The sequence below is a fragment of the Qipengyuania aquimaris genome, assembly GCF_020171965.1.
Lineage (GTDB): Bacteria > Pseudomonadota > Alphaproteobacteria > Sphingomonadales > Sphingomonadaceae > Qipengyuania > Qipengyuania aquimaris_A.
The window spans coordinates 757877-780645 of the sequence record NZ_JAIUZK010000002.1; the positions used below are offsets into that span (position 1 = coordinate 757877).

Here is a 22769-nt window from a genome sequence, read left to right on the forward strand (position 1 = left end):
GTTAAGGGCGCAGCGTGATCGGCACCGAAACCCTCCTCGCATTCCTGATCGTCACGGCCACGACCAGCATAGTGCCCGGCCCGTCGATGATGTTCGTCATGGGACAGGCTATCTGGCGCGGGCCGCGCTCGGGATGGGCAGCACTGATGGGCATGCAGGTCGGCTATTTCGTCTGGTGGGCTTTCGCCGCGCTCGGCCTTGGCGCCTTGGCAAGCGCCTATCCGCTAGCCTTCCGCCTGCTCGCGATTGCCGGCGTTGCCTATCTCGCGTGGCTCGGCATCAAGGCTATCCGCCATTCATTTCACGCGGACGAAGGCGAGGGCGAAGCGCCGCCGCGCAAGGTGTCCAACCACGCTTTCCGTGACGGTATCGCGGTCGCGATCGGCAATCCCAAGTCCCTCGTCTACATGGTCGCAATTATCCCGCCCTTCGTCGATCCGGAGCGCAGCGTGCCGATGCAAATCGTAGTATTGGCGGTGGTCGCCCTGGTGGCGGACCTCGTCATAGGGTGGCTCTATATCGCCGCCGGAAAGCGGCTCGCCCGCCTGATGGAGCGCGCGGCAACACGCGTCTGGATCGATCGGGGCATCGGAATCGTATACATCCTGATAGCGATCGCCATCCTGGTCGATCTCATGGGTACGCAGATTTGAAGTTCACGCTTTCGCGCCACATCGGGAAGTTCGTCGGAGACCGGCGGGTGATCGCCGTGCTGATCCTGATCGGGCTGGCCGTTGCTGGCCGTGCCTGGCTGGCCGCGCATCCAGAGCATGATCCGTGGGCACCGCTAGACCTGAATGACCCGGTTGGCTGGGCTACCGAAGCGAAGCTGTTGGCCCTGCGCGGCGATGTCCCGCAATGCCGCGCTGTCCTGGAGCGGAGCGACGTTGCGTTCAACGCGCTCGAACCCGCGGGTGAGGGGCCATGTCGGCGCGAAGACCGCACGCAGCTGTCGGACTTCCCCCTCAGCCCGGACACGCCGCCCATGACCTGTCCGGTGGCGATTGCATTGCAGCTGTGGAAGCGCGACGGCCTCGATCTGGCGGCGCAGGAGATTTTCGGCAGCGAAGTGGCGCAGATCGAGCACTTGGGCGCCTATTCCTGCCGCCGCCTCTATGGTCGCGGCGAAGGGCCCTGGAGCCAGCACGCCACGGGCAATGCGCTGGATATCGCAGGCTTCGTCCTCGCCGACGGGACGCGCATCAGCGTCCTGGGCGACTGGGACGGGGAGGGGGACAAGGCCCGCTTCCTGCGCGAGGTCCGCGACCGAGCCTGCGACAGTTTCGGCATCGTGCTTTCGCCCGATTACAATGCCGCCCACACCGATCACTTCCACTTCGACATGGGCGCTCGGCGCGGGGGGCTGTGTCGTTAGACCGCTTCGAGCGAGTATCCGGCGCTGCGGACGGTACGTATCGGGTCTTTCAGTCCCTCGATCTCCAGTGCCTTGCGAAGGCGCCGGATGTGCACGTCGACAGTCCTTAGTTCGATATCGCTTTCCGTGCCCCAGACCGCGTCGAGCAGCTGGTTGCGGCTGAACACACGGCCCGGGCTCTCCATAAAGAACTTCAGCAGGCGGTATTCGGTCGGCCCGACCTTGAGCACCTTGCCGCGGCGCATGACCTTGTGCGCGACCGGGTCGAGCGACAGGTCGCCAGCCTCGATAGTCTCGCCTGCCAGGACCGGCCGGATGCGCCGCATCACGGCAGAGACACGGGCGAGCAGTTCGCGCGGTGAGAAAGGTTTGGTGAGGTAGTCGTCCGCCCCGGTCTCGAGGCCGCGCACACGGTCGTCCTCTGTCTCGCGCGCGGTAAGCATTATGATCGGGACATGCGCCGTCGATTTGTCGCGTCGCAGCCTGCGGCAAACCTCGATCCCGCTCGTCCCCTCGATCATCCAGTCGAGGATGACCAGATCCGGCGTTTCCTCACTCGCAAGCAGGATCGCTTCGTCACCGTCCGGCGTGGTCCGGACGTTGTAGCCCTCATTCGAAAAGCGGTATTCCAGAAGCTCGGAGAGGGCGGGATCGTCCTCAACCAGAAGAAGTTTGGCAGCCTGCACTTTCGCGTCTCCATGCGAGCGTGGTTTCTCGTTGGACACGTCTTTATGACCCCCAGGCTACAGGAATGTGTCAGCCGTCCTCATCTACCGGATATTGTCCGGTAGCTGCAAAGTGCACCATTTCGGCTACGTTAGTCGCGTGATCCCCTATACGTTCGAGATTGCGGGCTACAAAAAGCAGCTGCGCAGCGCTCGAGATCATCGAGGGATTTTCAACCATGTGGCTGACGAGATTGCGGAAGATCGAGTTGTAGAAGGCATCGACCTTTTCGTCCGCCAGGATGACTTCCTTGGCGAGTTCCGGATCCCGAGCGGCGTAGGCAGTCAGGACATCGTGGACCATCTCGCTGGCCACTTCCGCCATGGCCGGGAGCAGGGTGAGCGGTTCGAACTTCTTGCGATTGTCGCCGATCTCGCGGCTCGCCTTTGCAATGTTCTTGGAATAGTCGCCGATACGCTCCACCACGCCGGCGATCTTCAGCGCGGCGATCACTTCGCGAAGGTCGTCCGCCATGGGCGCGCGCAGGGCAATGATGCGCACGGCAAGCTTGTCGATCTCGCTTTCCAGCGCGTCGATCTTCTTGTCGCCTTTGACGACCTTTTTCGCCAGATCGTCGTCACCACGGACAAGTGCGTCGAGCGACTGCTGGATCGCGACTTCGGCCAATCCGCCCATTTCAGCGATCAGGCCGCGGAGGCGCGTGATATCTTCGTCGAAGGCTTTAACGGTATGTTCTTGCATCTTTTCCAAAGCCTTATCCGTACCGGCCGGTGATGTAATCCTGGGTCCGCTGTTCGAGCGGATTGGTGAATATGTCAGAAGTACGACCATATTCCACCATCTTTCCGAGGTGGAAGAAGGCCGTGCGCTGGCTGACGCGGGCCGCCTGCTGCATCGAGTGTGTGACGATCACGATGGCATATCGGCCGTTGAGTTCGTCGATCAGTTCCTCGATCTTGGCGGTGGCAATCGGGTCGAGGGCCGAGCAGGGTTCGTCCATCAGGATGACTTCGGGATCGACTGCAATTGCGCGCGCGATGCACAGGCGCTGCTGCTGGCCGCCCGAAAGCGCTGTGCCGCTGTCCTGCAGGCGATCCTTCACTTCTTCCCATAGACCGGCACGGCGAAGCGATTTTTCCACGACCGCGTCCAGTTCGTCCTTGCCTTCGGCCAGACCGTGGATCTTCGGACCGTAGGCGATGTTCTCGTAGATCGACTTGGGGAAAGGATTGGGCTTCTGGAAGACCATGCCGACGCGAGCGCGCAGCTGCACCACGTCCATGCCTGATTTGTAGATATCTTCGCCGTCGAGCATGATGTCCCCTTCGACGCGGGCCGAAGGGATGGTGTCGTTCATGCGGTTAAGCGTGCGCAGGAAAGTCGACTTGCCGCAGCCCGATGGGCCGATGAATGCCGTGACGTAGCGCGTGGGGATATCGATCGACACTTCGTCGATCGCCTTCTTGTCGCCGTAGTAAACGGAGACGTCCCGCGCGCTCATCTTGGCGTCGGTATCTTCCAGGTTTTCGTGAACTACGGTCACCACTTTTTCTCGAACTTGTTGCGCAGGTAGATGGCGAGGCCGTTCATCAGCAGGAGGAACAGCAATAGGACGATGATAGCCGCACTTGTCCGTTCCACGAAACCGCGGTCGATTTCATCCGACCAGAGGAAGATCTGCATGGGCAGGACGGTGGCAGGCGATGTAAAGCCGTCGGGCGGGCTGGCGACGAAGGCGCGCATCCCGATCATCAGCAGCGGAGCGGTTTCGCCGAGCGCTCGTGCCATGCCGATGATCGTACCCGTCAGGATGCCGGGCAAGGCCAGTGGCAGAACGTGGTGGAATACCACCTGGACCGGCGAAGCTCCGACAGCCAGCGCGCCGTCGCGAATACTCGGCGGAACCGCCTTGATCGCGTTGCGGCCCGCGATGACGATGACCGGCATGGTCATGAGCGCCAGCGTCATACCACCGATAACGGGGGCGGAACGCAGGTTGGGGAACAGGGTCAGGAACACGGCGAGCCCGAGCAGGCCGAAGATGATCGACGGCACGGCCGCAAGGTTGTTGATCGAAAGCTCGATCAGGTCGGTCCAGCGGTTCTTCGGAGCGTATTCTTCGAGGTAAAGCGCGGCCAGGACGCCGATCGGGAAGGCCAGCAAAAGCGTGACGATCATCGTCAGCATCGAGCCCTTGAGGGCGCCCCAGATACCCACCTGCTGCGGGTTGGTGGCATCGGCGCGCGAGAAGAAACCCGCATCGAAATTCTTGTCGATCTTACCCGCTGCATCGAGCTCTGCGGCAAGCGCCTGCAGGTCTTGCGACCCTTCACCGGAATATCCGCTGGCGAGGTCTGCACTGGCGGGAAGCCAGAAGGTTTCCTGTCCGCGCACGATCGACGGATCGTCGATGATGGCCTGCGCGACATCGCGCCAGGCCTGTGCACCGAGCTCTTCGGCTCCGGCTTCGCCCAAGGATTCCTGCGCGAAGTACTGAACCACTTCGGGAAGTCCCTGACCTTGCAGCGATTGCAGCGCTTGGGGGGAGTCCATCGTCGCGGGGTCTGCGGATAGACCTGCCTGTGTAAAGTCGATCGGCACTTCCAGCTCGGCGCGCTGGAAGCCGCCGATGCCATTCAATGTCATCGTGCCAAGCAGGTAAACCAGCACCGCGACCGAAAAAACGATCGCTGCGAGGCCAAGCGACCGGAAGCGCTTCTCAGCCGCATAGCGTTTCTTGAGGCGCGCCTCGAAAGCGGGCGTACGCGTGGGGGCGATGTGCTCACTCATAAGCTTCGCGGAACCTCTTAACGACGCGCAGGGCGATGAAGTTGAGACCGAGCGTGACCATGAACAGGACGAAGCCGAGCGCAAAAGCGCTGAGCGTGGCAGGGTGGTCGAAGCTGCCTTCGCCCGTCAGCATGGCCACGATCTGCACCGTGACGGTGGTCATGGAATCGAGCGGGTTGGCGCTGAGGTTGGCCGCGGTCGATGCGGCCATCACCACGATCATGGTTTCGCCAATCGCGCGGCTGATGGCGAGCATCACGCCGGCCACGATGCCGGGAAGGGCCGCCGGAACCAGGACTCGGCGAATGGTCTCGTTCGTGGTGGCGCCCATCGCAAGGCTTCCGTCGCGCATGGATTGCGGCACGGCAGCAATGGAATCGTCGGCCATCGACGACACGAACGGAATGATCATGACACCCATGACCAGGCCTGCAGCGAGCGCGCTTTCGGAAGACGGGTTGGATGCCCCCAAGTCGACCGCCAGGTCGCGGATCGCAGGGGCGATGGTGAGCGCGGCGAAGTAACCGTAGACGACGGTCGGCACGCCAGCGAGGATTTCAAGGGTGGGCTTAACCCAGGCGCGCAGGCGCGGGTTCGCGTACTGCGTCAAGTAGACAGCGCTCATCAGGCCGAGCGGTATCGCCACGATCATGGCGATGATCGCACCGATGAACAGCGTGCCCCAGAAGAGCGGGATTGCGCCGTAGCGGGTGGCATCCGGGTTTTCCGGATTGCTCATCGGGTCAGGTGCCCAGTGTGTTCCGAAAAGGAAGTCGATCGGGTTGACCATTCCGAAGAAGCGCAGCGTCTCGAAAACGAGGCTGACGAAGATCCCGATGGTCGTAAGGATAGCCACCAGCGAGGCGCCCAGCAGGATCGCCATGACGATACGTTCCACCCGCGTGCGAGCAGTGAAATCGGGCTTCAGGCGCAGGAAGGCGAAGGCCCCGCCGAGAAAGGCGATGACCAGCGTCGCGGCGATGCCGATCCAGTTATAGAACGACAGGGCGTCGCGATATGGTTCGACGAACTCGCGGGCGAGGGGATTGAAGACGCCCTGGGCTGCACCGGTGGCAACCGCACGCGCTTCGTTGAGGATCGTCTGGCGCTGGAAGCCGAATGCAGGAAGCTGGTCGGCCGCGGGCGCAGCCAGCACCGACTGGGTCACAAGACCCGGCGCAACCGCACTCCAGATGGCGATGAAGACGAGGACGGGCAAGACTATCCAGAGCGCGACGTACCACGCGTGATAGCTCGGCAAGCTGGCGAGCCGCCCGGTCGGGCTCGCCTTGCGGAAGGTCCACGCACGCGCACGAGCCGCCAACCATCCGGCGAGCCCGAGCCCGAGGGCCAGGAGGAGCAGAATGGTTAGCGACATTGCGTGCGTGGTTACCCTTACTTCAGCTCGGAACCGTCGAGCGTGGTGTACTCGGTGACAGCAGCATTGGCTGCAGCTGCCGCATCATCGGGATTGGCGACGAGGCCGATCTTGGCGAGCGGTCCGTCCTTGCCCCACATGCCTGCCCACTGGCTGAGGAATTCCTTCAGGCCGGGGATGGCGTCGAGGTGCGCCTTCTTGACGTACATGAAGAGCGGACGTGCGCCAGGATATTCAAAGCTCGAGATGTTCTCGTAGGTCGGGTCGACGCCGTTCATCGGCAGGCCCTGCACCTTGTCGAGATTCTCCTCAAGGTAGGAATAGCCGAAAATCCCCACGGCATTCGGATTGCCTTCGATCTTCTGCACGATCAGGTTGTCCTGCTCGCCCTGGTCGACATAAGCGCCGTCGCTACGGACTTCGGTGCAGACCTGGTCGTAACGGTCTTCGTCGGTTTCCTTGAGAGCCTTGGTGGCTTCGTCGGTCTTGCAGCCCGCTTCAAGGATCAGTTCCTTGAGCGCGTCGCGCGTGCCCGAGGTGCTCGGCGGACCGTAAACGAGGATCGGCTCGGCCGGGAGCGAGGGATCGACATCCGCCCAGGTCTTGGTGGTCTGCTCACCGCCATAGGGCGACGCAGCAAGTGCTTCGTAAACCATCTTGGGCGTGAGGTTCATCATGATGCCACCCTTGGAGGAGGCAAGGGCGATGCCGTCGAGGCCGACCTGGACTTCGATGATGTCGGTCACGCCATTGGTCTGGCAAGTCTCGAACTCGCTGGCCTTCATGCGGCGCGATGCGTTGGCGATGTCCGGCGTTTCGGCGCCGACGCCGGCACAGAACAGCTTCATGCCGCCGCCAGTACCGGTCGATTCGATGATCGGCGATGCGAACTGGGTGTCGCGGGCGAACGCTTCCGAAACGGCCTTCGAGAACGGGAAGACGGTCGAGGAGCCGACGGCCTTGATCTGTTCGCGCGAACCGCCACCGGCGGAATTGTCACCACAAGCGGTGAGCGCGAGAGCCGAAGCGGCGGCGAGAGCAATCTTGAAAGTCTTGGTCATGGTAGAACCCCTATGTTGTCCAACTAGCCGCGCAAGAGCGCGGGATTGTTACAAGGTGACGACAAAAGTGTGACTTCCGCTCCGGGGCACCGAATCGTTGTCGATGCCCCTAGCGGGATATGGATCAGAAATCGACCTGAGCGCGAATTCCGAAAGCATCTACGGTGTAATCCGTGTCGCCATCCGCCTTGGCATGGACTGCATCGGTGTAGTCCATCTTGCCGTAGTTGAGGCTGAAGAGCGTGTAATCCGTCGGTTTCCAGATCAGCGACGCGAGGTAGCCGTTCTGGATTCCGCCTACGATTCCTGCGCTGTTGAGGTCGAGATAGTCATAGCGCAGGTTCAGCTGAACCGAACCCATGCCGCCTTCGCCGACGGGGTTTTCGGGCTTCGTGCGATCGAACTTACCGCCCTTATAACCGCGGCTGTCGCCCTTGGTGAGGAAGTAGCCGACTTCGGCATAGCCGCCAAAGAAAGTCGGGTTGTCGGTCATCGCGGGCATGTCGACGTTCTGCCAGAAGCCTTCGGCAGCAGCGTGGAAAGGTCCGGAGATTACGGCGCCTTCGAGCCCGACGCCGAATTCGCTGTCGGCATCCAGATTGCCGGTGTTCACGAACCGCTCGGAGGTGAAGTGCACGAGCGGGCGCTGGCGATAACGTACGCTGGCGTCATCCTCGCCCAGATCGTTGTAGTGAAGCGATCCGCCGAGGTGGAACTGGGTGTTGCCGCTTTTCGGCATCACGACCACGCGACCGTCGAAGCCGCGATTGTTCGTCCCGGTGTCATCGAAATTGTCGGTGAAGACACCGGCCTGCGCCAGGACGACCCCGGCGCTGTAGCTGACCGATGCGCCGATGCGGCGTTCGAACCCGAAAGCATCCGTGAAAGCAGCACGTTCGATGAAGGTCGTGTGCAGGCTGCTGGTCAGTTCTTCGAGGGACTGGAAATTGTTGTGGTGGCCGATCGCGATGTCCAGCCCGCCGTCCTCGTAGGTCAGGATGGCATCGGCCGCTTCGACTTCGTTTCCGGCGAAATCGAGCTCAAACTTGTAGCCGAAGCCTCCGCCAAGCCCGCCGGATGCACCAAGGCGCGCGCGGCGCACTTCGTTTCCGAAGCCGTCGTCGCGGCCGGTTGATTCGGGAACGCTCGTGAAGCCGACATCATACATCAGGCGACCGCGCGGCTTGAAGCTCCAGCCATCCTTCTTTTCAAGGGTAGCGACCTGCGGCTCTGGTGCGGAGGCGGGTGCGGCGACGGCTTCCGCGTTGGCGGCGATCGTCGCGTCCTGCGCAGCGTTTGCAGCCTTCTCTTCAGCGAGTTCGCCTTCGAGCTGGTCGATGCGCGTGACGAGCGCTGCGAGCTGGGCGCGCATCTCTGCCAGTTCCTGGGCAGCCGAAGGGGCCGTCTCGGCCTGAGCAAATACGGGTGTAGCGATGGTGCAGCTTAGTGCGGCGGCAATGACGGAGAGCCGGATTGGCGAATTCATGTGACGAATCCCTTACAAGGTTACGATCCGGAGACGCCTCTATGACCCGATAATTACGGGTTTGTGACACAAGTTCACACGACGCTCCAAGCCTGTGGATTACATGTGCATAGCTGTGGGAAAGCCCGGAAAACGGGGCATTGGGCGCGCTCAGTCGGCAAGGGGAAGGGTGATCTTCACCCGCGTTCCTTCACCTTGCTTGCTCTCGATCACAAGCTTGCCGCGATGCCGTTCGACGATGTGCTTCACGATGGCGAGGCCGAGCCCGGTTCCTCCGGAAGCGCGGCTGCGACCCGGATCGGTACGGTAGAAACGGCGCGTGAGATGCGGAATGTGTTCCGGAGCGATGCCGTCGCCGCGATCGGTTACGGTCATCATCACTCGTGCATCGCCCTGAGGCACGAGCCTGACCGTGACCGGCGTACCCGGCGCGCCGTATTTCATGGCGTTGTCGACCAGGTTGCGGACCAATTGTTCAAGCTGCTGTTCGTCGCCGCGGACGAGGAAGTCGCCATGAGATTCGAAATCCAGGCGATCCAGGCGTTCTGCCCCAGCGCCATCCTGGGACGCGCGCTTTGCAAGATCCGCGAGCGCAACCGTCTTGGCGGGCAGGTCGTGTTTCTCAGCCTCGATACGCGACAGAGACATGAGATCGCTGACAAGGTCCTGCAGGCGCTTCGCCTCGCGCTGGATCGTCGCGAGGAACTTCTCAGCCATCTTCGGTTCGATATCCGGCCCGTCCTCGCGAAGCGTTTCGACATATCCGAGGATTGCTGCAAGCGGCGTGCGCAATTCGTGACTGGCGTTGGCGACGAAATCGGTATGCGCGCGACTGATATCGGCCTCGGCCGTCTTGTTGACCAGTTCGATGACAGAGAGGTTCTTGTCCAGTTTCTTGCGGTTGATTCGCCAGATATCCTTGCGCCGAGCGAGGCCCCTCACAACGGCGGCACCGTCTTCCGGCTTTTCCAGCAGTCGCACCGCTTCCGGCTGGCGCAAGGCCATCTTCACATCCTGTCCAAGGATGTGTGCCCCCAGCAGCCTGCGCGCGGCAATGTTCGCGATGATGACCCGTCCGCCCTCTGTGAGCAGGACCGGCGTTTCGGAGTGCTCGAACAGATCGCCCATGGAATCGCGCGAGATCGCGCCGTCGCTGTTCTTTTCCGCAGGAGGGGGCGGTGTGGAACCGACGAGCCATAGCGACCCCGCCCAGACGAGCAGGATGACAGTCACAACGAGAAAAGGAATCTCGAGCATGAGAAGACCGATGGCCGTCGCAATCGCCAGGGCAAAGGCGGACCAGGGGAAGGAGCGCGCGCTCATGCCAAGCCGCTTAGCTTGGCGCGATTGCCTGCGCCAGCCGTAATCGGAGCGAAATTTCGGAGAAGTGGTGACCCGTACGGGAATCGAACCCGTGTTTCAGCCGTGAAAGGGCCGCGTCCTAACCGCTAGACGAACGGGCCACAAAAGTGGCGCTTTGCGCGGATTGCAGATGCAATAACGCCACCGTGGTGACCCGTACGGGAATCGAACCCGTGTTTCAGCCGTGAAAGGGCCGCGTCCTAACCGCTAGACGAACGGGCCACACCCGTTGCCGGGTCGGTGGCGTGGCGGGGCACTTAGGCGGGGGCGTCGAAAGCGTCAAGCCTCGAATTGTGCAACTTGCCGATCAGTCTGCGAAAGCGGCGTCTTCGAGGTGCAGTTCCGCTTGCGGACGGCTGCCCCAATCGTCGATCTTCGCGCGGCCTGCCAGCCACAGTCGTCGTCCACGCGAGCCATGGAGAAGGGCCTGGCCCATCTCGCTGTCGGCGGCCCGAAATGCGATTCCCTTGAAGCTTTTTCCGTCATCGCCGCTGGCAATCAGGCGGACATGGTCTGTGCCCACGATATCGCATTTCACGAGCCTGACAGGGCCGACTGCTACACGCGGACCGGGCCAGCCAACCCCGTAAGGCCCCCCGGCATCAAGCGTGTCGACCAGCTCGGGCGTAAGACCTCCCGGAGCGACCGCGATATCGAGCAGCATTTCGAGGTTGTCGGAAGCGCGTGCGACCGCCTGCTCGAGATGGCTGTCGAGCCACTCGGCCAGGGCATCTATCTTGCCGACCTCTACCGTTAGGCCTGCGGCCATCGCGTGTCCGCCACCCTTGACCAGCAAGCCTTCTTCACGCGCACGGATAATCGCAGCGCCCAGATCTACGCCGGAAATCGAACGTCCCGATCCTTTGCCTTCCCCTGACGCCTCGTCCACCGCGATAACCACCGAGGGTTTGCCGGTCTTTTCCTTGATCCGTCCGGCGACAATGCCAATCACGCCGGGATGCCACCCTTCGCCGTTGAGGACGTGCACGGCACGATTGTGCTGGGCGGCGAGCTGTTCTTCCGCTGCCTGCTGGACCTCGGCTTCGATTGCGCGCCGTTCCTCGTTGAGAGCGGAAAGCTGAGCGGCAATCTGCGCAGCTTCCTCCGGATCCTGTGTGGTGAGCAATCGCACGCCCAAGGTGGATTCGCCGACACGCCCACCCGCGTTGATGCGTGGCCCCAACGCAAAGCCCAGGTCGGAGCAGACCGGGCTGCGCTTGAGCCGGCTGGCATCGATCAGTGCCGCCATGCCCGTATTGGCGCGCTTGCCCATCACTTTCAGGCCTTGTGCGACGAATGCACGGTTAAGACCATGCAAGGCGGCGACGTCGGCGACAGTGCCAAGCGCGACGAGGTCGAGCAGGGCGAGCAGGTCGGGGGCGGCGCGATTCTCGAAATATCCGCTTTCGCGCAGGGTACGAACCAGCGCGATCGCTAGCAGGAAGGCCACGCCAACTGCCGCGAGATGGCCATGCGCTGCGGCAAGGTCGTTCTCGTCGAGCCGGTTCGGATTCACGAGCGCGACCGTGCGCGGCAACTCGGGCGAGCATTTATGGTGATCGACGACGATCACGTCCACGCCCGCATCGCTCGCCATGGACAATGCGTCATGAGCCATTGCGCCGCAGTCGACCGTAACCACGAGGCTGGAGCCGGATTGACCCAGCTTGACCAGCGCTTCACCCGACGGACCGTAACCTTCCAGCAGGCGATCCGGGATGTAATAGTCCGCATCGACCCCGAGATCCCTAAGCAGCCGGATCAGCAGCGCGGAACTGGTCGCGCCATCGACGTCGTAATCACCGTAAACGGTGATTTTCTCATTCGTCAGAATGGCCTGTGCAATACGTTCTGCGGCCACGTCCATGTCGTTGAATTCGGACGGGTCAGGAAGGAAATCGCGCAGGGTCGGGGTCATGTGGCGATCGATGTCGTCGGAACCTACCCCGCGCGCGAGCAGGATCTGCCGCAGGATGTCGTTGCCGCCCGCGAAGTTTCCCTGGCCCAAGTCCATATTGCCGCCGCGCCAACGCCAGGCTTTGCCGGTTAGCGAGCGCGAAACGCCATAGACATAGGGAAGTGCAGATGTAGCCATCCTGATGTTCTACCTCTTCCCGACAGGTCGCAGCAAGCAGGCGCCATTGACAATCGACAGCCATGCTGGATGGTTCAGCGCGAGATGGAAACAGGGCCGCTACTCATAATCTGGCATAGCCGAACAGGCACGAGCGAGGCGCTCGCCAAGGCCGCCAAGGATGGCGCCGGAGAAGCTGCAATCATTCTTGCCGCGGCTGAGGTGGAACCGGCCGATATACTCAAGGCGAGCGGGTATCTTTTCGTGTGCCCGGAAAACCTCGCATCGATGAGCGGCTGCATGAAAGAGATGTTCGATCGCTGCTATTACCCGGTGCTGGGAAAGATCGAGGGTAGGGCCTTTGCCACCATCATAGCGGCAGGTTCGGACGGGGCAGGTGCGCAGCGCCAGATCGATCGCATCGCGAAAGGCTGGCGGTTGAAACGCGTCTTCGATCATTTCATCGTCAACACGGATGCCCAGACTGCCGAGGCGATACTGGCATCGAAGGTCGTGTCTGAAGATCATTTGAGGACCGCGAGAAGTCTGGGGGAGGCCTTTGCCGAAGGCATCGGGCAGGGTATTTTCTAGTTGCCGAAGAATCATCCAATCTGGAAGTAATTCGGCGCAAGAGCCTCGACGTTATAGGGCTTTTCGCTAAAGGCTTGAAAGGAGTGGGATCGGGGGTTTGGGACGCAGTATGGGGAAGGGGTCGGACAAAGCGAATGATCGCTCGGCCCCCGTTAACGCCCTATTCTTGATGTTCGATCGCGACTGTCGGCCACACCGGTCGGAATTGATCGATGCTATCTCGACTATCCAAGACATTACGATCAGTCATGACCCGTTCCAGCGCGATGCTGCGCATCGCCATGCTCGAGAAGCGTTCGGGGACTCGCCGGAAGGCACGTGGCTGGAACTGCTCAAATGGGGCATGACTTTCGATTGTCTCGGGCTCGCCCCGGGACCGAAGCTCGTATTGCCGCCGGTCAGGCACCGGTTGAGCCTTTCCTCCGATATCGACCTGGCTTCTCATGACGCCATTGCACTTACGCCGGGGCCTCACCTCGCCGATGCTTCGAGCAGTATCCCTGTGGTGCGAGCCATGCTGGATGCAGCAACGGCACTGATCGAGGCCCTCGGAGGCGTTCAAGCCGTATACTGGGGGCCGAGCGGTTCGGCGATGTCCCGGGCTGTCTTCACCTCGCTCGCTTCCTCCTGGATGGAAGGGGGGGCATTTCCCGCTCTCGGACTGGTTGGACACATCGTCGATGGGCAGGGGCGCCTCTGCACCGATGGGCTGCGGTGGTTTGTGGGACGCGAGCTTGCACTCTCGCCGGAGCTCTCGATCGATCGAAGTGCCGCAATGCGCATCGCGATTAGATTGATCCACGAGCTGGTGCCTCTCGGGCGGCTGGATCAGGAGACGCGGTTCACCCTGGATGATGGGGTCGAGCTGCGTGTCGTGCCCGTCGATGACGCTCTGATTGAGGTTCGCACGATGTAAGGAATTCGCTTTGGGTCGCCATCTCTACCCGGACCAGCGCTTCCGCGTGCCTTTTCGTGCGGTTAACCGGCGAGGTGCGCATGGCCACGATCCGGCCATGCAACGCCACCATCTTCTCCCGCGGCAATTGCTGAATCGATCATGCTTCGGCTCGATGTTCGCTGCCTTGGGACGAGAGCGGATCGGTTTCGACGACTTCAGGATAAACGGAATGCTGTTGCCGTCCTGCGAAAAGGCCGCACGGCGCACGGCCCTGCCTCTCCATCGCGGCCCGCATCAGGAATATAATGCGATGGTCATAGACCGGGTCGGAGATATCGAGGCTCTATGGAAAATTCGTCGCAAATCCGATTGCGACGCAGCCGGTCGGGATGCGATTGCCGGGTTGCGACTGCTCCAGCAAACGCTTCGCAAACAGCTTTTGGACGAAACGCGCCCGATCCGCCTCAATCGCAAGGACCCCGCCAGCAGAGGCATCGATTTCTCCGAACTCGATGCCCTGGCCGATGGTCTGTGGGCGGCCGCGGCCTAGGCGGTCGCTTCGGCGAGCGCTTTCTTGGCCGCGGTATATTCGGTTTCGAGCCGGGCAACCATGTCCTCTACCGGCCCGACGCTCTTCACCGTTCCGATACCCTGTCCCGAACCCCAGATGTCCTTCCACGCCTTGGCCTTGGTGTTGCCGCCGCTGCCGAAATTCATCTTGCTGGGATCGCTTTCCGGAAGGTTTTCCGGATCGAGACCTGCCTTCTCAATGCTCGAACGCAGGTAATTACCATGCACTCCGGTGAACAGGTTCGAGTAGACGATGCCGTCCGCGCTGCCTTCGACGATGCCTTCCTTGTACCCGTCGACTGCATTTGCTTCCTCGGTCGCGATCCAAGGCGAACCGATATAGGCAAAATCCGCTCCGAGAGCTTGCGCTGCAAGGATGGAGCGACCGTGAGCGATCGAACCGGATAGCGCGACCAATCCATCGAACCACTCGCGGATTTCCTGCATCAAGGCGAAGGGGCTGAGCGTACCGGCATGGCCGCCAGCGCCTGCGGCGACGGGGATGAGCCCATCGGCGCCCTTCTCGATGGCTTTATGAGCGAAGCGATTGTTGATGACGTCATGCATGGTGATGCCGCCCCAACCGCGGACCGCGTCGAAGATTTCTTCCCTCGCGCCAAGGGAGGTGATCACCAGTGGAACCTGCCATTTCGCGCAGGTCGCCATGTCCGCTTCGATGCGGTCATTGGATCGATGAACGATTTGATTGACCGCGAATGGCGCTGCCGGGCGATCCGGGTTGTCCCGGTTGTGGGCTGCCAGCTCTTCGGTGATACGATGGAGCCATTCGTCCAGTTCGCTTTGCGGACGCGCGTTGAGAGCCGGGAAGCTGCCGACAATACCGGCCTTGCATTGGGCGATCACCAATTCCGGCCCGGACACGATGAAGAGAGGCGATCCGATTACCGGAATGCGCAGTTTGTCGAACGGGGCAGGCAGGCTCATGCTGTAGGGCTCCTCTACTCTTCTGAAGCAGCGTGCCTATGGCGCAGTATCCGACTTGTCGAGTGTGACGTTACGTAAACGTCAGGCCCCTTCCAGCAAGTGTTCGACACCATATACGCGTGCTGCGGTACCAGCGAAGAGCGCGCGCTTCTCATCGGCGGAATGGCCTTGTGCCAGGCGCTTGAATGCATTCCACAGGACAGGATAGCTCGCACCCCATCTGTCGACAGGATAGTTGCTCTCGAACATCGCGCGATCCGGGCCAAAGCTTTCGATGCAAGTCTCGACATACGGGCGCCAGAGCGCTGCCAGATGCTCGGAGTCGTGACCCTTCGCAGGGCCGTCCTCGGGCATGCCGCAGAATGCCATCGCCAGGCCTCCCAGCTTCACCGATACGTTAGGGCATTCGGCGAGAGCGTGGATCGATCTGCGCCAGCGATCGAAGTTTTCATGCAGTTTGCCGCGATAGCTCGCGATGTTGAGCGGTGTACCGCAATGGTCGAGGATGATTGCCTGGTCCGGAAACCTTTTCGCCAATTCGATGACGTCGCCAAGTTGCGGCTCGAGAAGCCAGGCATCGAAGGTCAGTCCGTACTCGGAATAGGCTTCGAAACCGGCCAGGAATGCGTCACTGCGATACAGGCCTTCGGGGGCGTGGAAAGGCGGGCCCAGCACCTCTGGATCGGCGTCCCACGCACTTGCATGCCGAATGCCTCTGAAGCGGCCATTGCCTGCCGCGACCAAGGCTTCGATGACGGGGCGAACCGCATCCCCGAGCGTCAAATCGGCATGGCCGACAATCCCGGCACAAGGGCGAATGTCTCCGTAAAGGCCGCTGGCACCCTGCGCAGCTACGCCATTTACAAACTCGACTTCACCCACGCTTTTCAGCGCATCATCCCTGGCAGCATCATAAAATGCACCACACTCCATGAAGACGGTGCCGATGATGTTGTGGCCTGTGCCGGTGTCGGCCAGCAATTCGTCGAAAGTGTAATAGGCTGCACCTGCGATCGCTTCGATAAAGTCGTGGCGAGGTTCGGGAAAGGCAGGAACGAGCGGCCTCAGGTCCCACAGGTGATGATGGGGATCGATGATCGGCAGTTCAGGTTCAAGAATTTCTTCCGACATCTTCAATCTCCTGCAAAGGCACTAGGATAGGCCGCCAGATTCCAGTCCTGCCGTCTTGCCGCCAGCTTCGTCGAGCGTCTTGTGGATCTTGGCCGGATCGCAATTCGCATCGACGCAGTCCACCGAGACGAAAACGCGCCCTTTCCGAATTTCCTGCTCGTATAGAGTGGCAGCGACACCATCCACATCATGGTCGGTCAGCATCTTGGCAATGCCGCTCCCGGTCGCGCCGATAATCCCGGAAAATGCAGCGACCGAAGAGAACGCGGAGGCAGTAAGAGCCCCGGCGACCGCTACCGGACCGACGCCGGGAATGATAAGGATCGCCGTTCCCAGCATTGCACCTGCGATACCACCGCCAGCCATGGCAGAGGCAATGCCGAGATATCCATGCCCCTCGCTCGGCTTGTAATCCGCATCGAGATATTGACTGGTTCGCCATACCATCGACACGGCTTTGTCGGGAATCCCTTCCTGACGCAGTTTCTCTACTGCCGCTTCCGCGCTTTCGGAGCCCTCGAAGACCGCGGTCACTATTCGGGCGGAATTCGACCTCATGTGACGCCGCGCTTCCAGGAAGGTGCGGGCGAATTTGTCTCTCTCGGGCTCGCCAGCGAATGACACCCTCAGCCCCGAGGAATCGTGCAGTTTTTTGACACTAGGCGAGCGTGGATGCCTGAAAAGGGTGCGCAACAGCATATCGACCGTGGAAGGGCGCAGCACCGAATTGGTGCCGCGATTGATCCATTCCATACGACGCGGGCGAGGGTGCGAACGCTCCAGATAATAAAGCGCCGGCAGATGGTCAGCCTTGATGACGTAGAAGGGGTCTTCCAACGGGATAGCTACTCAACCAGCGGCGATAACAGCCTGTATTATTGCGATAGTGACCCTTCCTCTACCATACACGGTATGATGTGCTTGTATAGAACCAGCATGTAATCCCGCTATGGGACATATTTCGTCTCAGAGAGTCTTCGCCACTGCGGAATTGGCCGCACTCAGCACCGACCGGACACTGGCCGTCGCGACATCTTCATCGATGCCGCATCCCCATATGGTGTTGCCCTCTCCGTCCCGGCATTCGAGATATGCTGCGGCCTGGCTGTCGCGACCGGTGGTCAGTGCGTGCTCGCTGTAATCGACGATTTCGAGTTGCAGGCCAAACGCCTTTTCGATGGTCGAAAGCACCGAGGAGATCAGGCCGTTACCGCGGCCCGAAACGCTTTTTTCGACACCATCGACCGCGATCGTCCCGCTGAACAGCCTGGTGCCGTCCGATGCGCGCCGCTCGTCATAATCGACAAGCTGGAAGCGCTTCTCGCTGGTTTGGACGTGGTAAGCCCGTTTGAAGGCTTCCCAGATGTCCGCTGCACCCAGTTCGCGGCCGAGCTCGTCTGCCATGCGCTGGACATGGGGGCTGAAATCGGCCTGCATTTTCTTCGGCAGCTTGAGGCCCTGATCCTGTTCGAGGACCCATGCAAAGCCTCCCTTGCCGGATTGCGAATTGACGCGGATGACCGCCTCGTAGGTCCGCCCGAGATCGGCAGGATCGATGGGCAGGTAAGGCACACGCCAATGAGGATCGTTCTGCACCTCATGGGCCGCGAAACCTTTCTTGATGGCGTCCTGATGGCTGCCTGAGAACGCTGTGTAGACCAGTTCGCCGCCATAGGGATGGCGCTGGTGCACGGGCAGTTCGTTGCAGTACTCCACCGTCTCGATGACCCGGTCTATATCGGAGAAATCGAGGCGGGGATCGATGCCCTGCGTGTACATGTTGAGCGCCATGGTCACGAGGCAGCAATTTCCGGTCCGCTCGCCGTTCCCGAAAAGGCAACCTTCCACCCGGTCGGCCCCGGCCATCAGCGCCAGTTCGGCGGCTGCCACGCCGGTGCCGCGATCGTTATGGGTGTGAAGGCTGATGACCGCACTGTTGCGATTGGGCAGGTTGCGGATGAAATATTCCACCTGGTCTGCGTAAATATTCGGAGTGGCCGCTTCCACCGTCGCAGGCAGGTTGAGGATGATCGGATGTTCGCGAGTGGGGGCAAGAACTTCCATCACCGCTTCGCAAACTTCGAGGCTGAAATCGAGTTCTGCGGTTGAGAATGTTTCCGGCGAATACTGGAAGTGCCAGTCGGTGTCCGGTTGCTGCGCCGCCTCGTCGCGCATGACCTTGGCACCGCGGACGGCGATATCGCGCACCTGCTCCCGCGTCATGCCGAAAACGACTTCGCGCCATGCGGGGCTGACCGCGTTGTAAAGGTGCACGATGGCCTGCTTCGCCCCCTTGAGGCTGGCGAAGCTTGTCCGGATCAGGTCTTCCCTGCTTTGGGTGAGTACTTGCACCAGCACATCGTCCGGGACGCGGCCTGATTGGACGAGGCCGCTGATGAAATCGAACTCGGTTGCGCCAGCGCTGGGAAAGCCGACTTCGATCTCTTTCACGCCGATCTCGACTAGGAGATCGAAGAACCGGTTCTTCTTGTGCGCATCCATCGGGTCGACGATCGCCTGGTTACCGTCCCGAAGATCGGTCGACAGCCAGCGGGGCGGGGCGGTGATCGTCCTTGTCGGCCACTGACGGTCGGTCAGGGGGACCTGGGGAAAGGCCGAGTATTTGGCGCTGGGATCGCTAAGCATTGGCATGAAAAAACTCGTATCGGGGTTCGGCTATCGTCGGAAAGGCCCTTGGGTGCGCGGTGCACCCTGATGGCACACCGAGTTCACGCCCAAGGGCGTGTAAGTCGCAGAAGTAGTCCGATGCGGTTCATGCGATGATGAATTGCGCAATTTTTCGCGCAGGACAAGGTGAAGTTTTCTTTTCTATCGCCAACGCAGGCGATCGCGGGTCAATTCTTTCACGTTTGTAACCCCCATGAGGCGCATACCACGCTCGATTTCGTCCTGCAGTATGGCAAGTGCGCGCTCGACGCCTTCCTGGCCGGCCGCGGCAAGCGCATAGAGGTATAGCCTGCCACCAGATGCAGCGATTGCGCCCATCGCAAGGCTTTTCAAAACGTGGGTGCCACGCCGGACCCCGCCGTCGCAGATGATTTCGATCTCGCCTCCGACCGCATCGACGATCTCCTGCAATTGGTCGAAGGGCGCGCGGCTGCCGTCCAATTGCCTGCCGCCGTGACTGGAGATCATGATTGCGTCCGCTCCGATCTCGACTGCGCGTCTTGCATCTGCAGCGCTCATCACCCCTTTGAGGCAGAACGTGCCGCCCCAGTCCTGCCGTATCCTCGCCGCAGTGTCCCAATCCATGTTCGTGTCGAGCATGGTGTTGAAATAATCCTGGATGCTCACGGCCTTGCCAGTCCCTTCCTGCACATGGCCGTCGAGGTTGGGGAGGCGGAACTTGGGGGAGAAGATGTAATTGAGTGTCCAGTACGGCCGCGTCGCGTAACTCCACAGCGATGAGGCGGAGAAGCGGGGCGGGGTGGTGAATCCCGAGCGCAGGCAGCGCTCCCTCTTGCCCGATACGATCGTGTCGACTGTCAGCGCCAAAGCGTCGAAGCCGCTCTCCTGGCAGCGTTCGATCATGCTCGCGTTGAGGCCCTTGTCCTTGTGGACGTAGAGCTGGAACAGCTTCGGGCCGCTGGTCAGGCCGGCGATTTCCTCGATCGAGTGTGTCGCCAGGCTCGAGATACCGAACCACAGGCCAAATTTCTCCGCAGCGAGTGCGACTGCGCGCTCGCCGTCGCGGTGAAAAGCCCGCTGCAGGGCTGTCGGGCTGAGCATGAGGGGAAGCGCGCTCTTGCGCCCCATGATCGTGCAGCTGGTGTCGATTTTCCCCACACCGGCAAGGACGTCCGGCACCAGGTCCACATTGTCGAAAGCGCTGGTGTTGCGGGCCTTGGTCAGCTCGTCGTCTGCCGCACCATCGATATAGTCGAAGACCGGCCACGGTAGGCGTGCCTTGGCCAGTTTGCGGAAATCATCGATATTGTGACAGTCGGACAAGCGCATGCGGACCGTCGTGAAGGCTCGCGATGCGCTTGTCGAGAGGCCTTACTGCAGTTCGAAGGCTGCGCTTATGTCGAGGTCGACTTCGCTTCCGACTACTGGCGCGAGGTAATCGATACCCCATTGCGTCCGGTCGATTGTTGCGCGCGCGTGGAAACCGACTGTGCGCGCTTCGTTCATGGGATTCTGGCCTGCGCCGGTGAAGTCGACGAGCATGGTGACCGGACCGGTGTTGCCATTCATCGTCAGCTGTCCGGTGACGACCGCCGATGTGTCGCCGACCCGGCGAACGGAGGTCGATACGAAGCGTGCAGCTTGCGGATCGGGGCCGAAGAAATCCGGTTCCGCCCCGTCCTTGCCCGGGCGCAGCAGATGGTCGCGCAAGCCCTCGCTGGGTACGGCGACGCTGGTGATGGGGATCGAGATGTCGAAACTGCTCGCCTCGATGTCAGCAGGATCGAAGGACATCGTCCCCTCGATATCGCCGAACAGGCCAAAGTAGTCGTTGAAACCGAAGTGGCTCACGCTCCACTGCACGAGGGTGTGCGCAGGATCGAGGGCGTAGGTGCCTGCAGCGACGCGGCTGGCGTCGACGGCACCCGGCACCTGACCTTGTCCCTGGGCAGAGAAGGAAGTGACGGCGAGGCCTGCGCTGGTGGCGAGGGCTAGGGCGAGGATCGGCTTCTTCATGTTCGGTCTCCTGCGGGAATGCTCTCTAGAAAAACCGCAGAAATCGCGTCGTTCCTGATCTGGCGACACGAAAATGCGATTACTCTAACCGAGTATGCGACTTTCATCCGGTGTGAGCCTTCGCGGAGTAGCTATCGGTTGCAATGTCGCCGGATCGAACAGCGGATTGCGCCTGCGGTCGCCGGAAAAAATATCGCGGATCAACCTTTTGAAAAAGCTGCGTAGCAGAGCGTTCATGGAAAGCGGCTTCAGGCCATCGGTATTGCCGGGAGCGTCTTTTAGGAAGAGGTGTCCCCGAACCGGCCCCAACGCCGATCGGCCGCTTGCCTCGCAATTCGCGACAAGCACGGTGGTATAGGGAAGCTTCCCGTTCGCGTAGGTGTTGAACATTGGCGTGTCGCAACACTTTGCATACCAGCGCAAGGTCGGCTTGTCGGTCATGTGAAGACCGGCCAACTGGTCCTTGCCCGAATGGAATGCCAGGCGGGCGCAACGCGTCTGGTAAAGCTCGGTCCCACCAGCCTCGTCCAGGATGCGGTCTTCGGCGCCAAGGAACCTGGGCACAGACTGGCAATCGGTGCAGTGACAATAGACATGGTCCCCTTCACCGGGGCCGACATCTTTCACGACACCCGTCACGGTGCCGCAAGCGCAAGAGAAGGCGAGGTCCGTCATGACCTCACCCTCTCCTTATCGCGCTGAACCGCAAAGGGTTTTCGACTAATTGCGTTCTTTGTCGACGAGCTTGTTGGCGCCGATCCACGGCATCATGGCGCGAAGCTGCGCTCCGGTCTTCTCGATCGGGTGGGCTGCTGCGGCCTTGCGGCTGGCCTTGAGCTCGGGCTGTCCCGCCTGGTTGTCGAGCACGAAGTCCTTCACGAAGCGACCCGACTGGATGTCCTTGAGGACGCGGCCCATTTCGGCCTTGGTCTCTTCGGTGATGATGCGCGGGCCGGTCTTGATGTCGCCGTATTCGGCGGTGTTCGAGATCGAATAGCGCATATTGGCGATGCCGCCTTCATAGAGAAGGTCGACGATCAGCTTGGTCTCGTGGAGGCATTCGAAATAGGCCATTTCGGGCGCGTATCCCGCCTCGACCAGCGTTTCGAAACCGGCCTGGATGAGGTGGGTGATCCCGCCGCACAGAACCGCCTGCTCGCCGAAGAGGTCGGTTTCGCACTCTTCCTTGAAGTCGGTTTCGATGATGCCCGAACGGCCGCCGCCGACTGCGCTGGCATAAGAGAGGGCCAGTTGCTTGGCGAAGCCGTTGCCGCCGGACTGGTTGCTTTCCTGGTGGACGGCGATGAGGCAGGGGACGCCGCCGCCCTTGATATACTCACCGCGAACCGTGTGGCCGGGGCCCTTGGGGGCAATCATGATGACGTCCACGTCAGCGGGCGGATCGATCAGCCCGAAGTGAATGTTGAGACCGTGCGCGAAGGCGAGGGCGGTTCCGGGACGCATCTTACCCGCAACCTCGCCCGCATAAATCGCAGCCTGGTGCTCGTCGGGTGCGAGGATCATGAGCACATCAGCCCATGCGGCGGCTTCGGAGACCGTCTTGACGGTGAAGCCTGCACCTTCGGCTTTCTTTGCCGTGGCCGAGCCTTCGCGCAGGGCAATGACGACTTCGCCCACACCGCTGTCACGAAGGTTCTGCGCGTGAGCGTGGCCCTGGCTGCCGTAACCGACAATAGCGACCTTCTTGTCCTTGATCAGCTGCTGGTCGCAATCGGCGTCGTAATAAACTTGCATT

Annotated in this window: 22 protein-coding genes and 2 tRNA genes; 5 read left to right on the forward strand and 19 right to left on the reverse strand. The window is 61.3% G+C overall.

Features of this window, described 5'->3' with window-relative positions; all coding sequences use genetic code 11:
* The first annotated feature begins 14 nt into the window (after positions 1-14).
* Complete coding sequence (locus LCM24_RS11405; protein ID WP_224804448.1) at positions 15-653, forward strand: LysE family translocator; 639 nt, start codon at positions 15-17, stop codon at positions 651-653.
* Positions 650-1375: an extensin family protein gene (locus LCM24_RS11410; protein WP_224804450.1), complete on the forward strand. Its 726-nt coding sequence runs from the start codon at positions 650-652 to the stop codon at positions 1373-1375. Before LCM24_RS11405 ends, LCM24_RS11410 begins: the two co-directional genes overlap by 4 nt.
* On the opposite strand, the gene phoB is transcribed toward LCM24_RS11410, so the two are convergent.
* The 11 genes from phoB to recJ form a co-directional block, all read right to left on the reverse strand.
* Positions 1372-2061, reverse strand: coding sequence for a phosphate regulon transcriptional regulator PhoB (gene phoB, locus LCM24_RS11415; RefSeq protein WP_224804452.1), 690 nt, complete (start codon positions 2059-2061; stop codon positions 1372-1374). The two genes, LCM24_RS11410 and phoB, sit on opposite strands and share 4 nt — an antisense overlap.
* Before the next feature lie 70 nt (positions 2062-2131).
* On the reverse strand, positions 2132-2803 hold the full coding sequence (phoU, locus tag LCM24_RS11420) for a phosphate signaling complex protein PhoU (protein ID WP_090479900.1): 672 nt from the start codon (positions 2801-2803) through the stop codon (positions 2132-2134).
* A 13-nt stretch (positions 2804-2816) separates the two neighbouring features.
* Complete coding sequence (pstB, locus tag LCM24_RS11425) at positions 2817-3563, reverse strand: phosphate ABC transporter ATP-binding protein PstB (RefSeq protein ID WP_218152636.1); 747 nt, start codon at positions 3561-3563, stop codon at positions 2817-2819.
* Positions 3564-3601: 38 nt separating this feature from the next.
* Positions 3602-4852, reverse strand: coding sequence for a phosphate ABC transporter permease PstA (pstA, locus tag LCM24_RS11430; protein ID WP_090479897.1), 1251 nt, complete (start codon positions 4850-4852; stop codon positions 3602-3604).
* Complete coding sequence (pstC, locus tag LCM24_RS11435; RefSeq protein WP_160594696.1) at positions 4845-6230, reverse strand: phosphate ABC transporter permease subunit PstC; 1386 nt, start codon at positions 6228-6230, stop codon at positions 4845-4847. The genes pstA and pstC overlap by 8 nt, the downstream gene beginning before the upstream one ends.
* Positions 6231-6247: 17 nt before the next feature.
* On the reverse strand, positions 6248-7291 hold the full coding sequence (locus LCM24_RS11440; RefSeq protein WP_224804455.1) for a substrate-binding domain-containing protein: 1044 nt from the start codon (positions 7289-7291) through the stop codon (positions 6248-6250).
* Between the two features lie 124 nt (positions 7292-7415).
* The gene (locus LCM24_RS11445; protein ID WP_224804457.1) at positions 7416-8777 is read right to left on the reverse strand and encodes a porin; all 1362 of its coding nucleotides are present in this window, start codon (positions 8775-8777) and stop codon (positions 7416-7418) included.
* 150 nt (positions 8778-8927) lie between these two features.
* Complete coding sequence (locus tag LCM24_RS11450) at positions 8928-10100, reverse strand: sensor histidine kinase (protein WP_224804459.1); 1173 nt, start codon at positions 10098-10100, stop codon at positions 8928-8930.
* A gap of 65 nt (positions 10101-10165) precedes the next feature.
* A tRNA-Glu gene (locus LCM24_RS11455) sits at positions 10166-10240 on the reverse strand.
* A gap of 46 nt (positions 10241-10286) precedes the next feature.
* Positions 10287-10361 (reverse strand) — tRNA-Glu (locus tag LCM24_RS11460).
* 85 nt (positions 10362-10446) lie between these two features.
* The gene (recJ, locus tag LCM24_RS11465; protein WP_224804461.1) at positions 10447-12234 is read right to left on the reverse strand and encodes a single-stranded-DNA-specific exonuclease RecJ; all 1788 of its coding nucleotides are present in this window, start codon (positions 12232-12234) and stop codon (positions 10447-10449) included.
* An 84-nt stretch (positions 12235-12318) separates the two neighbouring features.
* Between recJ and LCM24_RS11470 the strand changes: the two genes are divergently transcribed.
* The 3 genes from LCM24_RS11470 to LCM24_RS11480 all read left to right on the forward strand — a co-directional run bounded on the left by LCM24_RS11470 (position 12319) and on the right by LCM24_RS11480 (position 14252).
* The gene (locus LCM24_RS11470) at positions 12319-12804 is read left to right on the forward strand and encodes a flavodoxin family protein (protein ID WP_412093803.1); all 486 of its coding nucleotides are present in this window, start codon (positions 12319-12321) and stop codon (positions 12802-12804) included.
* Between the two features lie 205 nt (positions 12805-13009).
* On the forward strand, positions 13010-13720 hold the full coding sequence (locus LCM24_RS11475; protein ID WP_224804465.1) for a hypothetical protein: 711 nt from the start codon (positions 13010-13012) through the stop codon (positions 13718-13720).
* 10 nt (positions 13721-13730) lie between these two features.
* Positions 13731-14252: an AHH domain-containing protein gene (locus tag LCM24_RS11480; RefSeq protein ID WP_224804467.1), complete on the forward strand. Its 522-nt coding sequence runs from the start codon at positions 13731-13733 to the stop codon at positions 14250-14252.
* On the opposite strand, the gene LCM24_RS11485 is transcribed toward LCM24_RS11480, so the two are convergent.
* The 8 genes from LCM24_RS11485 to ilvC all read right to left on the reverse strand — a co-directional run bounded on the left by LCM24_RS11485 (position 14249) and on the right by ilvC (position 22768).
* Positions 14249-15217, reverse strand: coding sequence for an NAD(P)H-dependent flavin oxidoreductase (locus LCM24_RS11485; RefSeq protein WP_090479879.1), 969 nt, complete (start codon positions 15215-15217; stop codon positions 14249-14251). The genes LCM24_RS11480 and LCM24_RS11485 overlap by 4 nt on opposite strands.
* Positions 15218-15298: 81 nt before the next feature.
* Positions 15299-16348 carry an amidohydrolase family protein gene (locus tag LCM24_RS11490; RefSeq protein WP_224804469.1) on the reverse strand — a complete coding sequence of 350 codons (1050 nt, stop codon included), beginning with the start codon at positions 16346-16348 and terminating at the stop codon, positions 15299-15301.
* Between the two features lie 21 nt (positions 16349-16369).
* A complete protein-coding gene (locus LCM24_RS11495; RefSeq protein ID WP_224804471.1) occupies positions 16370-17185 on the reverse strand; it encodes a hypothetical protein in 816 nt (271 codons plus the stop codon).
* Positions 17186-17314: 129 nt separating this feature from the next.
* Entirely contained in the window at positions 17315-19000 is a 1686-nt protein-coding gene (gene leuA / locus LCM24_RS11500; protein WP_224804473.1) for a 2-isopropylmalate synthase, read from the reverse strand.
* A 177-nt stretch (positions 19001-19177) separates the two neighbouring features.
* Positions 19178-20326, reverse strand: coding sequence for an alpha-hydroxy acid oxidase (locus LCM24_RS11505; RefSeq protein ID WP_224804475.1), 1149 nt, complete (start codon positions 20324-20326; stop codon positions 19178-19180).
* A gap of 42 nt (positions 20327-20368) precedes the next feature.
* A complete protein-coding gene (locus tag LCM24_RS11510; RefSeq protein ID WP_224804477.1) occupies positions 20369-21013 on the reverse strand; it encodes a YceI family protein in 645 nt (214 codons plus the stop codon).
* 84 nt (positions 21014-21097) lie between these two features.
* On the reverse strand, positions 21098-21688 hold the full coding sequence (locus LCM24_RS11515) for a DUF6151 family protein (protein ID WP_224804479.1): 591 nt from the start codon (positions 21686-21688) through the stop codon (positions 21098-21100).
* Positions 21689-21733: 45 nt separating this feature from the next.
* Positions 21734-22768 carry a ketol-acid reductoisomerase gene (ilvC, locus tag LCM24_RS11520; RefSeq protein WP_224804481.1) on the reverse strand — a complete coding sequence of 345 codons (1035 nt, stop codon included), beginning with the start codon at positions 22766-22768 and terminating at the stop codon, positions 21734-21736.
* Position 22769: the final 1 nt, after the last annotated feature.